Genomic DNA, 14,937 nt, shown 5'->3' on the forward strand with positions numbered 1-14,937 from the left:
CCGCACTTTTTTTATCTAGCTTTTTCCCCTTTCGGCACCTAAAATAGCCGCCACAAAACCTATCTTTATTCAGTTTCAAAGCAGGTAATTAGATGATTTCCGAAGAAAATTTCCAACAGCACACGCCAATGATGCAACAATATCTAAAACTCAAAGCAGAGAATCCAGATATTTTGTTGTTTTATCGTATGGGGGATTTTTACGAGTTGTTTTATGACGATGCGAAAAAAGCGGCGGCATTGTTGGATATTTCTTTGACGAAACGAGGGCAATCTGCAGGACAGCCCATTCCAATGGCAGGAATGCCTTATCACGCGGTGGAAGGTTATTTAGCAAAATTAGTGCAGTTAGGCGAATCTGTGGCGATTTGTGAACAGATTGGTGATCCATCTACAAGCAAAGGTCCTGTAGAACGTCAAATTGTGCGAATTGTTACGCCCGGTACGGTCAGTGATGAAGCACTGTTGCCAGAACGCCAAGACAATCTGATTGCTGCGGTATATCAAGAAAAAGAAAAATTTGGATTAGCCACTTTAGATATGACTTCTGGGCGTTTTCAGCTTTGTGAACCTGCAGATAAAGAAACATTGCGTGCGGAATTTCAACGTATTGCACCTGTGGAATTGCTGTATTGTGAAGAATTTAACGAAATGGCTGCGATTGAACATTGCAAAGGATTACGCCGTCGCCCGATTTGGGAATTTGAACTTAGCACTGCCATTACGTTATTAAATCGTCAATTTGGCACAAAAGATTTACGCGCCTTTGGTGTAGAAAAATCCCCTCTCGGCTTAAGTGCGGCAGGTTGTTTATTGCAATATGCAAAAGAAACACAACGTACTGCATTACCCCATATTCAAAGCATTAGCTTAATTCAAAATCAAGACTGCATTCAGTTAGATGCCGCCACGCGCAGAAATCTTGAATTGACGCAAAATCTTTCGGGTGGCACAGAAAATACGTTAGCCTCTGTCTTGGATAAATGCGTTACGCCAATGGGCAGTCGTTTGCTGAAACGTTGGATTCATCAGCCTATTCGTGATGTGGAAAAATTAAAACAACGCCAACAAGCGATTGCGGAAATTCTGAATTTTGATTTAGTCGATGAACTCCAACCTTATTTGCAATTAGTCGGCGATATGGAACGTATTTTAGCGCGTGTGGCTCTGCGTTCTGCTCGCCCTCGCGATCTCACTCGCTTACGCACAGCCTTAGAACAAATTCCTGCATTACGCACGATTGTTCAACAAAAAACACCGCCATTTTTAACCGCACTTTTCAGCCAAATTGCCGATTTCAGTGAGCAATGGGATTTATTGCAACGTGCATTGATTGAAACGCCTCCGCTTTTAATTCGGGATGGCGGCGTGATTGCTGAAGGTTACAATACCGAGTTAGATGAATGGCGTATGCTGTCTGATGGTGCAACGCAATATTTGGAAAATCTTGAAAAAAGAGAACGTGAAAACACTGGCATTGACACCTTAAAAATCGGTTTTAATGCAGTGCATGGTTATTACATTCAAATTAGCCAAGGCCAAGCGCATAAAGCACCCATTCATTATGTACGTCGCCAAACCCTGAAAAATGCAGAGCGTTACATTATTCCTGAGCTCAAAGAATATGAAGACAAAGTACTGAAATCGAAAGGTGCGGCGTTAGCATTAGAAAAGCAACTTTACGATGAATTATTTGATTTATTATTACCGCACTTAGGTGCGTTACAGCTGGCTAGCCTTGCACTTTCTGAATTGGATGTATTGGTCAATCTTGCCGAGCGCGCAAATACCCTCAATTACGTTATGCCAACATTCTGTGATGAAGTGAGTGTGAAAATTGAAAATGGTCGCCATCCTGTTGTGGAACAAGTATTGAAAGATCCTTTCATCGCCAACCCTGTGGAGTTAAATCACAACCGTCATTTGTTAGTTATTACCGGGCCAAATATGGGTGGTAAAAGTACTTATATGCGTCAAACCGCATTAATTACATTGCTTGCGTATATCGGCAGCTTTGTGCCGGCAGACAGTGCGCGAATTGGGCCGATTGATCGTATTTTTACTCGAATTGGTGCTTCCGATGATTTAGCCTCGGGGCGTTCAACCTTTATGGTGGAAATGACCGAAATGGCAAATATTCTTCATCAAGCTACTGAGCAAAGTCTCGTGCTTATTGATGAAATTGGTCGTGGCACATCCACTTATGATGGCTTATCCTTAGCTTGGGCTTGTGCAGAATGGTTAGCCCAAAAAATCCGCTCGCTTACATTATTTGCCACCCATTATTTTGAATTAACCGCATTGCCAGAACAGCTCGAAGGCATAGTCAATATTCATTTAGATGCCCTTGAGCATAACAACAGCATCGCCTTTATGCACGCCGTACAAGATGGTGCCGCAAGTAAAAGTTATGGTTTGGCAGTAGCGGCTTTGGCTGGCGTGCCACAATCTGTTATTAAACTGGCAAAACAGAAATTGACACAATTAGAAAAAAACTCAAGCCATTCAGCCGATCAACAAATTCAAGCATTGCGTGAAGCCAATCACAATCAGGGCGAATTATTGTTTGAACAAGAAACGGATGCACTAAGAGAGGCAATCGAAAAACTTGATCCTGATGATTTAAGCCCTAAACAAGCATTGGCATATTTGTATCAGTTAAAGAAAATGGTGGGGTAAATATTATATCCCAGCGATAAGTTCAAAGGCTTACGGTGCTTTATCCACCATACGCAATGATAAAGAGGTGTGTACACTGGGTTTTGCTGGTGGATTGTTTACGTGGATTTATGCAGGTTTATATGGATTGGCGTAGGGAATGGGAGTTGAATTTGAGTTGTAACTTTATGAAAAATAAGGATATTATTTTTTAGCATTAAAATTATGGTACAAAATATAGTACTAAAAAATTTTTTTGTTGATTTTTGATTGTTTTTTAATCAAGTTTGAAAGCACTCCTAAATGATGATTTGATAGTGTCCAAAATCAAACTTTAAACATCTTAAAGCCACCAGAAAAAAAGAAAAATGCGATCAATTTGACCGCACTTTATTGTTTGATATTTGCCTTAGCTGTTTTCCTTAATCCACGTTTGAAAATATGGGCTGTTTATTTTTATTGTGCCGTTTGCGTTACGTGTAATAAGCTCTTTTCTTTCTAGCTTTCTCACTTTCCCTTGTATTGTGCTTGAGCTAATATCTTCTATCCCTAACGCTTTAGCAAAATAGGCGCGTTTTTCTTTGCTATATAGTGCATTTTCGCCATTTACAACGCTCTTTAATATTTCCCGTTCTATTGAGCTTAATTCTTGCCATATCTTCACGCTGTCGCCTAATTCACTCATTTGAGTAATCCTATATTCTGATGCTTGCTTAAGTGATAGATTAGGGTTGATAATCATATCTTGAGCAATTGAACGCATATAAAGAGGGGTAAAATTAAATCGTTCAAAGAGTTCATAAAATTGATTCTTGTCGATTTCTTGCCCTGTTCTGCTGTGATAAATATCGGCTAGAAAATCCGTAAAATCTTTGCCTAAATTTGGAAAATATAAAGGATGTGCAAAATGAAAAAACGGTGCTTTGTTGTCATTAAACATTGCCCGCAATCCATTTGTGCTACTTCCTGTGAAAATCACTTTTATCTTTTGTTGATTTATATCTAAACCAGTACGCAATGAACGGATTAGCCCTATAGTATGGCTCACTCTTGCCAGTTCTTGAACTTCATCAAGTAACATTAAAACGGGTTTATCGCTAGATTCTGTAATGGCATTAATAATCTGAACAAGGCTTAGTTCATCAAGTTTAGTTTGATTTTTATCTTGTAATTCAACGCTTACGCCCATTAAGTCAATGGCTTTTAGTTTATCAAACAAGTTATTGGTTTTGCCGTCCACCACATCAAGAAAGTGTATTAGCTCACGTGTAAAAACATTGCTCAACTCGTTACTAGTCCTATCCATAAAACTAAAATAGAACACATTAAACCCTAATTTCTCTGCTTTCGGCTTTACGTCATTAAGTAAAAATTGGGTTTTCCCCATTCTGCGGGGTGCAAAAAGGGTTATGGCGTGTAATATTCCATCTTTTAGGCTTGATAGTAATCGTTCTGCTAATTCAGAACGGGGGAAATAAAGGGGATCTGCCTGTGTCATTTTTAGCCTCTTTATATTGTTTTATACTCTCTTTGTATAATTATACTTTTAATGTATAAAAATGTATAAGCCTTTATTCTGTTTCTGTTGGCTGTCGTGTGATCATGATGAAAGATGATTATCGCTAGTAGTTAGAAATTAAAAGGCTTGCGATGCTTTATCCACCATACGCAATGATAAAGAGGTGTGTACACTGGGTTTTTCTGGTGGATTGTTTACGTGGATTTATGTAGGTTTATATGGATTGGCGGAGGGGAATGGGAGTTGAACCCACCCAAGAACGCTGGCGTCCCCAACAGGATTTGAAATCCTGCCACCTCACCGGAGATGACGCCCCTCCGTGGTTGAAATTGCAGTTACTTTAGCGTAAATTAATCGGCAGTTCAACGTTATTTTAAACGGATTCAAAAATGACCGCACTTTTTCAACAACTCCCTTCCGTTGATAAAATTCTCAAAACATCTCAAGGCTCACAACTCATTACCGAATTTGGTCACACTGCTGTCGTGGCAACGTGTCGAGAATTATTAACGCAAGCTCGTCAATTTATTCAAAAAAATAATCAACTTCCTGAATATTTTTCTAATTTTGACCGCACTTTTGTAGAAATTCATTCTCGCCTACAAAAACAAAACCAAGTACAAATCAAAGCGGTGCATAATCTGACTGGTACGGTGTTACACACAAATCTTGGGCGGGCGCTTTGGTCTGAAGCAGCACAACAGGCAGCCCTTTCTGCGATGCAAAAAAATGTTTCGCTTGAATATGATTTAGATGAAGGTAAACGTAGTCATCGCGATAATTACATCAGTGAATTATTATGCAAACTCACTGGTGCTGAAGCAGCCTGTATAGTGAATAACAACGCCGCTGCGGTGTTGTTAATGCTGGCAACCTTTGCTCAAGGTAAAGAAGTAATTATTTCTCGTGGCGAATTAATTGAAATCGGCGGTGCATTTCGTATTCCAGATATTATGGAACAAGCTGGATGCCATTTAGTGGAAGTGGGCACCACTAATCGTACTCACCCGAAAGATTATCGTAATGCTATCACTGAAAATACGGCTTTTTTAATGAAAGTGCATAGCAGCAATTATCAAATTTGTGGTTTTACCTCTTCAGTTTCAGAAGAAGAACTATCAGAACTAGGGCGAGAAATGAATGTACCCGTAGTAACTGATTTAGGCAGCAGTGCATTGATAGATTTAAGCCAATATGGCTTGCCAAAAGAACCGACCGTGCAAGAAAAAGTCGCCCAAGGTGTAGATTTGGTCTCTTTCTCTGGCGATAAATTGCTTGGCGGTGTGCAAGCAGGCATTATTGTGGGTAAAAAAGAATGGATCGAACAATTACAAGCACATCCACTCAAGCGTGCATTACGTTGCGATAAAGTCATTTTAGCAGGCTTAGAAGCCACATTACGTTTATATTTAAATCCTGAAAAATTAACTGAAAAATTACCAACTTTGCGATTACTCACGCAACCATTAGAACAACTCAAAATAAATGCTATGCGTCTCAAAGAGCGGTTAGAATCTCGTTTAAATTCACAATTTGAGATTCAAATTGAAGCTAGCCAAGCACAAATCGGTAGTGGCTCACAACCAATGGAAAGAATCCCTTCTGTGGCTGTCACTATTGCAGAAAAAACAAACGTAAAACTTTCCGCACTTTTAGCTCGTTTTAAACAACTTTCTCAACCTATTATTGGGCGAATGGAAAACGGAAAAATTTGGCTAGATTTACGTAGCCTTGCGGATATTGAAACATTATTAAATACATTGGATGAACTATGATTATTGTTACTTCAGGTCACGTTGATCACGGCAAAACAGCATTATTAAAAGCATTAACTGGCAAAAGCACCGCCCATTTACCAGAAGAAAAAAAACGCGGCATGACCATTGATTTAGGGTATGCCTATCTGCCGTTAGAAAACAAAGTGCTTGGCTTTATTGATGTACCGGGACACGAAAAATTCTTATCAAATATGCAGGCAGGCTTAGGGGGTGTGCATTATGCAATGTTAATTGTCGCTGCCGATGAAGGCGTTGCAGCGCAAACAAAAGAACATTTAGCAATCTTACGCCAACTTCAATTCCACGAAATTATTGTTGTCATCACAAAAGCAGATCGTACAAATCTAGAGCAAATAGAATCGTTAATCCAAGAAATTAAACAAAATTATAGTTTTTTACGTGGTGCTAATTACTTCGTTACCTCAGCAGAAACGGGACAAGGAATTAATGAATTACGTCATTACTTAGCTAATCTATCTGAATTAGCTGATACCCAGAAACCTTTTCGATACGCAATAGACCGAGTATTCAACGTAAAAGGGGCAGGTACCGTCGTGACAGGCACAGCCTTTTCAGGAACAGTGAAAGTAAACGATGAACTTTACCTTTCCACTGGACAGAAAGTTCGTGTAAAAGCGATTCACGCACAAAATACATCAAGCGAACAAGGTATTGCGGGGCAACGTTTAGCGTTAAATTTAAATGCTGATTTAGACCGCACGCCAATGAAACGAGGCGATTGGTTATTGCAGAATGAGCCTCTTCCACCAACAGATCGCATTAGTGTACAAATTTTGGCTGAAGTACCATTAAATGAAAGCCAACCTGTGCATATTTATCACGGCGCAAGTCGCACTACGGGTAAGCTCACCTTATTACAGGGAAAAAATGCCGCAAAAAATGACCGCACTTTAGCTGAAATCATATTAGATTCGCCATTATTCTTGACTTTTGGAGACAAACTTATTTTACGCAGTGGCGATACAAAAACCTTAATTGCCGGCTCACGAGTATTGGAAATAAACTCGCCAAAACGTCATAAACGCACTGAAGTGCGGTTAAATTCCCTAGCAAATTTAGCATTGGCAGAGAACGCTTCGCAACGTATTGCACTTACCCTTCTACATAATGCGACAACAGCACGCCAATTAATGTGGACGGAACAACTGACTTCCTTGCAATTAGATAAAGCACTCGTCGAGCGAGACGCCGTACGTTATCAAGATTGGTGTTTTAATACTAATTACATACAAGAAAAAACACAGCAAATTTTAACCGCACTTAATACTTATCACGAGCAACATAATGATCAACTTGGAGTAAGCAAAGCCAGATTATATCGAATGACTGCCTTAAACCAGCCTGAAAACTTGATCAATCATTTTATTGATGAAATGTTAGAAGAGGGAAGATTACAGCAAACTCGAGGTTGGCTTCACTTACCCGAACATAAAATCCAATTTAGCCAAGAAGAACAAAAATATTGGTCAAGTGTACTCGATGAATTTGAAAAAGCCCAAGGTCAAGCCATTTGGGTACGTGATATGGCAAATGCTCTCGCTATTGATGAATCAATTATGCGTAATTTTATGTATAAAGCTGGGAAATTGGGTTACCTCACGCCAATCGTGAAAGATAGATTTTTCTTAACTGAAACCATCTATGCTTATGCGAGACTCATCAAACAAATCGCACAAGAACAAGGAAAAGTTTCCGTAAATGAAGTACGTGATAAATTGAATTTCGGACGCAAACTTACCGTTCAACTGATGGAATATTTCGACCGAATGGGATTTTTACGTCGCAAAGGCAATAGCCATATTCTACGCGATAAGAATGTTTTTGATTTATGATTTAAAAAGGAAAAAAGTATGAAAAAAACGCTCGTTGCTGCATTAATTAGTTCTGTCATCTTACTCACAGGCTGCCAAGATAAAGATACTGAAGCAAAAATAAAACAACTAAATCAAACAGTAGCACAACTTAGTGCTGAAAATACCAAATTAAAAGAGCAAATAGAAAAAACAGTCCCAGCAATTTTTGTGGAAAATGATGAAATATTTAATCAATCTGAAATTATTAAACATCCTAAATCGAAAGAAGATTACCAGCCTGAAGAAACCAAAATTGAGTATTCAATTTCAACAATAAAAACCAATATTGATTGGCTTAATGATCTATTGTGGAAAAAATTGACTGAAAATGAAGAAACGAAAAATATTTCTCGCGAACAATTTGTAGCACGTTATCAAACCGCTTTTGAGGAAGACAAAAAAGAGGCGAAAGAAACACCATCTTTTGGAATTTCTCATTCTATATGGACAAATTTTATCGGGCAAAAAGAAAAACTTGCAACCTTTGCGATTAGTTTTTATGACTATGAAGGCGGTGCGCACGGTATTGAAGGTAATCGCTATTTCACAATTGATCTAACTACACGCCATATTTTGACATTAAATGATTTATTTAATGAAAAAGATTTACCGAAAGTAAAAACGCTTTTATGGGAACAATATAATAATAGCAATAAGGAATATGAACCTATTATTGAAGCCGATAGTTTTAATTTATCGAACAATATTTACTTAGATTCAAAAGGTGTACATTTTATTTATGATGTTTATGAAATTGCCCCTTACGCAGCAGGAGAGCAAGATTTAATGCTCCATTTTGGGCAACTAGAAGAATTATTTAAACCAGAATTTAGACAGGGTAATGATATTTAAATCCTTTAACTTTTGAATAGCAATCAAAATCCCTAATTACATTAAAAATGAGAGACTATAGATTTTGCACTTCATTTTTATTATAATAGTCTTTCAATGTAATACTAGGGAGAAAAATTATGGCACTTACGAATTCCTCTATCAGCTTTAGAACAGTTGAGCAAACAAAATCAGAAGCTTATCAAGTTATTGAACAATATGGACTTACCCCATCACAAGTATTCAATATGTTTTTGGCTCAAATTGCCAAGACTCGCTCTATCCCTATTGATTTGAATTATCTTCGCCCAAATAAAGAAACCTTAGCAGCTATTGATGAATTAGATAGTGGTAACGCAGAGAGCTTTTTTATTGAAGCTAGTGAAAATTATTCTGCCGAAGAATTTACAAAACGCATTCTTAATGGTGGTCAATAATGTCAGAAGAGAAGCCATTAAAAGTAAGCTATTCAAAACAATTTGTAAGAGATTTAACTGATTTAGCTAAACGCTCCCCCAATGTGTTAATTGGCTCAAAATACATTACTGCAATATACTGTTTATTAAATCGTTTACCTTTACCCGAAAACTACCAAGATCACGCATTAGTAGGAGAGTGGAAAGGTTATCGAGATTGCCATATTCAAGGCGATTTGGTACTGATTTACCAATACGTTATACGCGATGAATTTGATGAATTGAAATTTTCTCGTTTAAATACACACTCACAAACCGCTTTAAAATAGAAGTAATCTTAAACAATAATCCGCACGTAAAATGTGCGGATTATTTTTTACATAGGATTAAAATTCAAACTGAACAGACATTCTGTAATTTCTGCCAGGTGCGTAGAAGCGGTTTAAGCCTTTACCTGTTTCTGTTTTTACTCGGTTAATCGTGCCGATATGACGAATAGAACGGGCAGAGTCCCAAGTGAGATATTTTTTATTGGTTAAATTATATACACCAGCGGTAAATGTAAGATTTTTAATTGGTTTCCAATAGGCAATCGTATCGATCACTGTATAGCGATTATTACGCCATAATCCGCGAGAATCTTTTACTTCTTTGCCGTTTGCTGTTGATGCTTTTATATCTGTTATGTCGGTATATTGCTTTTCTTTTCGTTCGACCATACTCGTCCATTGAGAATTAAAGCTATCTTTTGCTTTTTTGGCTGCAACATTAGTGATATACATATCCACGCCCCATTTTTGGCTTGGTGCATCATAGCCAATATTGTATACCGATGTGGTTGGTTGTAAGGCATTCATTGGTTGAGGTTTACGAGCAATGGCTTCGTATTCTGGATGTGTATCTCTATTCAATTCCAAAAATTCTTTATATTTTGGATGTAATCCATTGTCTTTAATTCTGCCTTTTTGATAGGTAAATTTATAGCCTAAATGGAAACCTTGTAGTTTTTCAAACAAATCACCCATTTCAAGACGTGAAGCAATTTCGATACCTCTGACTCTTGCTCGATCTCGATTTTGGTTTTGATGGAACGGATATTTTATTGCAGAGCCTTCTTCAATAGGACGTTCGCCTACTTCTACTAAGTCAATAAAATTACGGTAATCGTTTTGGAATGCATTTAACGTAATATAACTGCTATTTTTATAAAAAGTGAACGCGACTTCTTTTGTTTTAGAGGTTTCAGCTTTTAAATCCGTGTTAGGCTGAATGGAAAATTGCGGATGTTTAAATGTCATATAAATTTCATCAGAGGTTGGCGCACGAAAACCATTGGCGTATTTAAGCTGTACACGAAGCCAATCTGTGGGATCAAGATTTAACCCTAAATTGTAAGAATGATGTTTATAGTCAGTTTTGCGTAATAACAGGGCAAGATTGTCTTTAAAATTTTGTTGATAACAAGGTGTGGTGTAAGTGCAATTTTCATATCCTTTAGGCGTCGAATTTTTATTACCATAAACATAGTCGTTTTGGCGAAATTTCTTAAATAGCCCAGCAATTAATCCATTAGGAACGGGGATTTTTTCGTCATAACTAGGTAAATATTTTACGTGGTCATAGCGATAATTTAAATCTAGCCCTAGCCAAGAGGTAAGTTGCACATTATCTCCAAAATACAACACATTATTTTTAGTGGTAACAGGGATTAAATAGGTCTCTTTGCCTTTATCGGAATGAATTGGTGTACCATTGGCACAACCAGCTACGCTGATATTAGGTTGTGGTTTTTTCTCCACGCCAAGCTTTCCACCATCTGCTCTAGCACAGAAAAAGTAGTCAGCCCACCATTGCACATTGGCTGCAGTGTTGTATTGATGATTCACCATACTTTTTAGTGTTTTTTCATAAAAACCACCATATTTTAAACTGTGTTGGGTATGCCAAAGGCTAAATTCTTTATCTAAATCAAGTTTAATTTGTTGGGTGTTAGTGTTTAAATCACGATCATTGACGAAGTCTGTACTGTAGCCATGGCTTTTTGGAAAGAGAAAACGAGCTATTTCTTTTTGTAATTCACCTAGAAATTCTTTTTTCCCTTTTTTTAGTTCAATTTCCCCATATTTTTTACCATTGAAAGTTTTAATTTTAATCTCTCGGTCTTCATACTTATATTGGTCATCCCACTCTCCATCTTTTTCTTGATAAATTCTAAATTTTTTCCCTTCACAATTTAATTTTTCGCAATTAATTAAAACAGAATCAAGTGAACCGCCTTCTGAAATATCATTATCAGCATCTTCATCCTTACTATTCTTAAATTTACGAGACCAGCCACTTTCTTCGCTTTTAAGTTCATCTCCATATTTATCCTTAATTTTATAAACTCCACCTTCTTCTACTAAATTTAGCCCTTGCGGATTAAGTACACCAGGACAAGTGGATTGATGACAATATTCATCAGAACGTGCTTTATTGGTAATTTTTTGTGAGGAATAACTTAGTTTAATATGATCCCAAAAAGGGGTTTGACTGAAATTTTCATAACTAAATTGGATATTTTTTCTTTTAGATTGATCGTTAATAATACGCTCACCGTGTGTTTCCGCGCATGATGTAACCTTGCATGGCCTAAAAACATAAGACAAATCCATTCCTTTAGTTTCTAAAGTAGAATCATCTAATGCTACGCTCAAGCGATGGTTTTCATTAGGCTGAAAGCCCAGTTTTATTAATGTGCTTTGGCGGGTAATTTGATAAGGATCAGCTTTTTCACGGGTAGGACCAACCGCACTTAAATCCGCCTGTTTATTGGGATAAATTTTATAATCGTAGTTTTCTATTTCGTGCCCATCACGTTTTGTATCAACGACTAAAATATCAAATTTTTTAGAACGTCCTGCTAATGTAAGTGTCTTAAGGTTTTGATTATTCATTGTTTGATAACCACGTTTATAGGAAAGATAATAATCTTTATCTAGCAGATAATCTCGAGCATCTTTAGTTTCAAATATAACAGAGCCACCCAATGCACCACTACCAGATTTTAAGGAGTCAGCACCTTTGGTAATAGTTGCTGTTTTAACATTTTCAATTTCAATGCTATTACGAGTATTATTAAAATTGCCATAGCCTTCAAATAACTCTTTAAATCCTTGAGAGCTTAAGGTTTCAGCTTGACGAAGCCCATCAACCATAATACCTACACGGTTTTCATCAACCCCTCGAACTGCATAACCACTTGCGCCCGTTCTACCTGTTTCAACCACCGTAATACCTGTTTCATAGCGAACGAGATCACGAGAATCAGACGCCTGCTGTTTCGCTAATTTTTTGGCAGAAATTTGGGTTTCCCCGACTTTTTTCTCTTTCACATTAATTGTTTCTGTGCTTCCTGAAACATTAATTTGTTCTAGTTGTTCAGAAACATTACTATTTTGGTTGGTTGGTTGGTTGGTTGGTTGGTTGGTTGGTTGGGCTGCATAGACTGTGCTTGCATTTAATGCAAATGCAATAGAGCAAGCAAGCAGGCTGAATTTAAAGTTGGTCATAGGTTTCCTTATTTTTTAATGATAATAATTATTATACATATTAAATAATTGAATTTATTTAATCAATATCAAAAAAAAGTATAATAAGTACAAAATCCGAATTGCTTTGTATGAGCAGAAAAGAAAATCATTTTTGACCGCACTTTTGTTTGTAAGTCATATTTTAAAATCATCAAAATTTAATTTTTAATCACTCTTTTATCGACTGCGTAGATTTCTTTCGTTATAATTGAGTGTCTTTTTATTTAACAAACGTGTTCGGTGTGGATTTGACCGAGTGCAAATTAATTGAGGTAACAAATGTCATTAAATATTGAAACAACTCAAGGTTTAGAACGCCGCGTAGCGATTACCGTTCCAACTGAAATTGTCTCTAAAGCCGTTCGTGAAGAATTTAAACGTGCTGCAAAAAATGTGCGCGTAGATGGTTTCCGTAAAGGCCATGTTCCTGCCCATATCATTGAACAACGTTTTGGTGCGTCAATTCGTCAAGATGTATTAAACGATTTATTACCACGTCATTTTTTTGATGCTGTTATTGCAGAAAAAATTAATATTGCAGGTCGTCCAACTTTTGCTATTGAAACTTTTGAAGAAGGTAAAGACTTAGTTTTCACTGCAACTTTCGAGGTTTATCCAGAAGTTAAATTACAAGGTTTAGAAAATATTAAAGTTGAAAAACCAACTGTTGAAATCACGGAAGCTGACATTGATAAAATGATCGATGTGTTACGTAAACAACAAGCTACTTGGGCTGAAAGTCAAGATGTTGTAAAAGCAGATGATCGTGTCACTATTGATTTTGTTGGCTCTGTAGATGGCGAAGAATTTGAAGGTGGTAAAGCTACTGACTTCGTATTATTTATGGGTCAAGGTCGTATGATTCCAGGTTTTGAAGAAGGAATTGTTGGTCATAAAGCAGGTGAGCAATTTGATATTGATGTGACTTTCCCAGCGGAATACCACGCAGAAAACTTGAAAGGTAAAGCAGCAAAATTTGCGATCACTTTGAAAAAAATCGAAAATATGGTGTTGCCTGAATTAACAGATGAATTTGTTGCTAAATTTGGCCCTAATACTAAGTCTGTTGCTGATTTGCGTGCAGAAATCCGTAAAAATATGGAACGTGAATTGAAAAATGCGTTAGTTTCTCGTGTTAAACAACAAGTAATCAATGGTTTAATTGAACAAAATCCGATTGATGTGCCAGCTTCTGCAGTAGAAGAAGAAATTAATGTATTACGTAATCAAGCAGCTCAACGTTTTGGCGGTAATGCACAACAAACTGCACAGTTACCACGTGAATTATTTGAAGCGGAAGCAACTCGTCGTGTACAAGTGGGTTTATTATTCTCTGAAGTGATTAAATCTAATGAATTAAAAGCTGATGAAGAACGCGCTAAAGCAATGATTGCAGATATTGCATCAGCTTACGAGCAGCCAGCAGAAGTTGTGGAATATTACAGTAAAAACGAAGAGTTAATGAATAATATTCGCAATGTAGTATTGGAAGAACAAGCTGTTGATGCAGTACTTGCAAAAGCACAAGTAACAGAAAAAGTTTCTTCATTCGATGAAATTATGAATCCACAAGCATAATAAGTAATATTATTATGATTGAATAAAAGTGCGGTCGCTCTTTTTAATAAAAGCGATCGCATTTTTATTTGTGGGTTATTTACGATAAAATAATTAGCAGTTTTAATGAAAAAGGTAAGAAAATGAGTGTAATTCCTATGGTCGTTGAACAGACTTCGCGTGGCGAACGTTCGTACGACATTTATTCCCGTTTATTAAAAGAACGAGTGATTTTCCTAAGTGGAGAAGTGGAAGATCGTATGGCAAATTTAATTGTGGCACAGTTGCTTTTTTTAGAATCGGAAGATCCAACTAAAGACATCAATATTTATATCAACTCTCCAGGCGGTTCTGTGACCGCAGGTATGGCAATTTACGACACAATGCAATTTATTAAGCCAGATATTCGCACTCTTTGTATTGGTCAAGCTTGTTCAATGGGCGCATTCTTGCTTGCTGGCGGAACTGCTGGCAAACGAGCTGCATTGCCTAATGCGCGAGTGATGATTCATCAACCTTTGGGTGGTTTCCGTGGTCAAGCATCGGATATTCAAATTCACGCACAAGAAATTTTGAAAATTAAACACACCTTAAATGATCGTTTAGCATTCCATACTGGACAAAGTATTGAGCGTATTGAGAAAGATACCGACCGCGATAATTTTATGTCAGCTGAAGAAGCACAAGCGTATGGTTTGGTGGATGAAGTCTTAGTTAAACGTTAAGGGTATAC

At 37.2% G+C, this 14,937-nt stretch carries 10 protein-coding genes and 1 tRNA gene; 8 read left to right on the forward strand and 3 right to left on the reverse strand.

What is annotated here, in order from left to right; all coding sequences use genetic code 11:
- The first annotated feature begins 92 nt into the window (after positions 1 to 92).
- Positions 93 to 2,678, forward strand: a complete 2,586-nt coding sequence (gene mutS, locus DQN24_RS01215; protein ID WP_111695271.1) for a DNA mismatch repair protein MutS — start codon at positions 93 to 95, stop codon at positions 2,676 to 2,678.
- A 388-nt stretch (positions 2,679 to 3,066) separates the two neighbouring features.
- On the opposite strand, the gene DQN24_RS01220 is transcribed toward mutS, so the two are convergent.
- Positions 3,067 to 4,155: an ATP-binding protein gene (locus DQN24_RS01220; RefSeq protein WP_005687868.1), complete on the reverse strand. Its 1,089-nt coding sequence runs from the start codon at positions 4,153 to 4,155 to the stop codon at positions 3,067 to 3,069.
- A gap of 245 nt (positions 4,156 to 4,400) precedes the next feature.
- A tRNA-Sec gene (locus DQN24_RS01225) sits at positions 4,401 to 4,495 on the reverse strand.
- A gap of 70 nt (positions 4,496 to 4,565) precedes the next feature.
- Between DQN24_RS01225 and selA the strand changes: the two genes are divergently transcribed.
- From selA to DQN24_RS01250, 5 genes are all read left to right on the forward strand, one after another.
- A complete protein-coding gene (gene selA, locus DQN24_RS01230) occupies positions 4,566 to 5,951 on the forward strand; it encodes an L-seryl-tRNA(Sec) selenium transferase (RefSeq protein ID WP_111695272.1) in 1,386 nt (461 codons plus the stop codon).
- Positions 5,948 to 7,807 (forward strand): selenocysteine-specific translation elongation factor, encoded by a 1,860-nt coding sequence (selB, locus tag DQN24_RS01235; RefSeq protein ID WP_111695273.1) that lies wholly within the window; start codon positions 5,948 to 5,950, stop codon positions 7,805 to 7,807. The genes selA and selB overlap by 4 nt, the downstream gene beginning before the upstream one ends.
- Before the next feature lie 18 nt (positions 7,808 to 7,825).
- A complete protein-coding gene (locus DQN24_RS01240) occupies positions 7,826 to 8,680 on the forward strand; it encodes a DUF3298 domain-containing protein (RefSeq protein WP_050951468.1) in 855 nt (284 codons plus the stop codon).
- A 119-nt stretch (positions 8,681 to 8,799) separates the two neighbouring features.
- A complete protein-coding gene (locus DQN24_RS01245) occupies positions 8,800 to 9,096 on the forward strand; it encodes a type II toxin-antitoxin system RelB/DinJ family antitoxin (RefSeq protein WP_005692346.1) in 297 nt (98 codons plus the stop codon).
- Entirely contained in the window at positions 9,096 to 9,404 is a 309-nt protein-coding gene (locus tag DQN24_RS01250; RefSeq protein ID WP_050948779.1) for a YafQ family addiction module toxin, read from the forward strand. Before DQN24_RS01245 ends, DQN24_RS01250 begins: the two co-directional genes overlap by 1 nt.
- Before the next feature lie 57 nt (positions 9,405 to 9,461).
- Here DQN24_RS01250 and DQN24_RS01255 read toward each other — a convergent pair whose 3' ends face one another.
- Positions 9,462 to 12,626, reverse strand: a complete 3,165-nt coding sequence (locus DQN24_RS01255; RefSeq protein WP_111695274.1) for a TonB-dependent hemoglobin/transferrin/lactoferrin family receptor — start codon at positions 12,624 to 12,626, stop codon at positions 9,462 to 9,464.
- 300 nt (positions 12,627 to 12,926) lie between these two features.
- Between DQN24_RS01255 and tig the strand changes: the two genes are divergently transcribed.
- Together tig and clpP are read left to right on the forward strand one after the other, a co-directional pair.
- Positions 12,927 to 14,225 (forward strand): trigger factor, encoded by a 1,299-nt coding sequence (tig, locus tag DQN24_RS01260; protein ID WP_006995277.1) that lies wholly within the window; start codon positions 12,927 to 12,929, stop codon positions 14,223 to 14,225.
- A 92-nt stretch (positions 14,226 to 14,317) separates the two neighbouring features.
- Positions 14,318 to 14,929, forward strand: a complete 612-nt coding sequence (gene clpP, locus DQN24_RS01265; protein WP_257003823.1) for an ATP-dependent Clp endopeptidase proteolytic subunit ClpP — start codon at positions 14,318 to 14,320, stop codon at positions 14,927 to 14,929.
- The last annotated feature ends 8 nt before the right edge of the window (positions 14,930 to 14,937 follow it).

The organism is Haemophilus influenzae (assembly GCF_900475755.1).
Lineage (GTDB): Bacteria > Pseudomonadota > Gammaproteobacteria > Enterobacterales > Pasteurellaceae > Haemophilus > Haemophilus influenzae_D.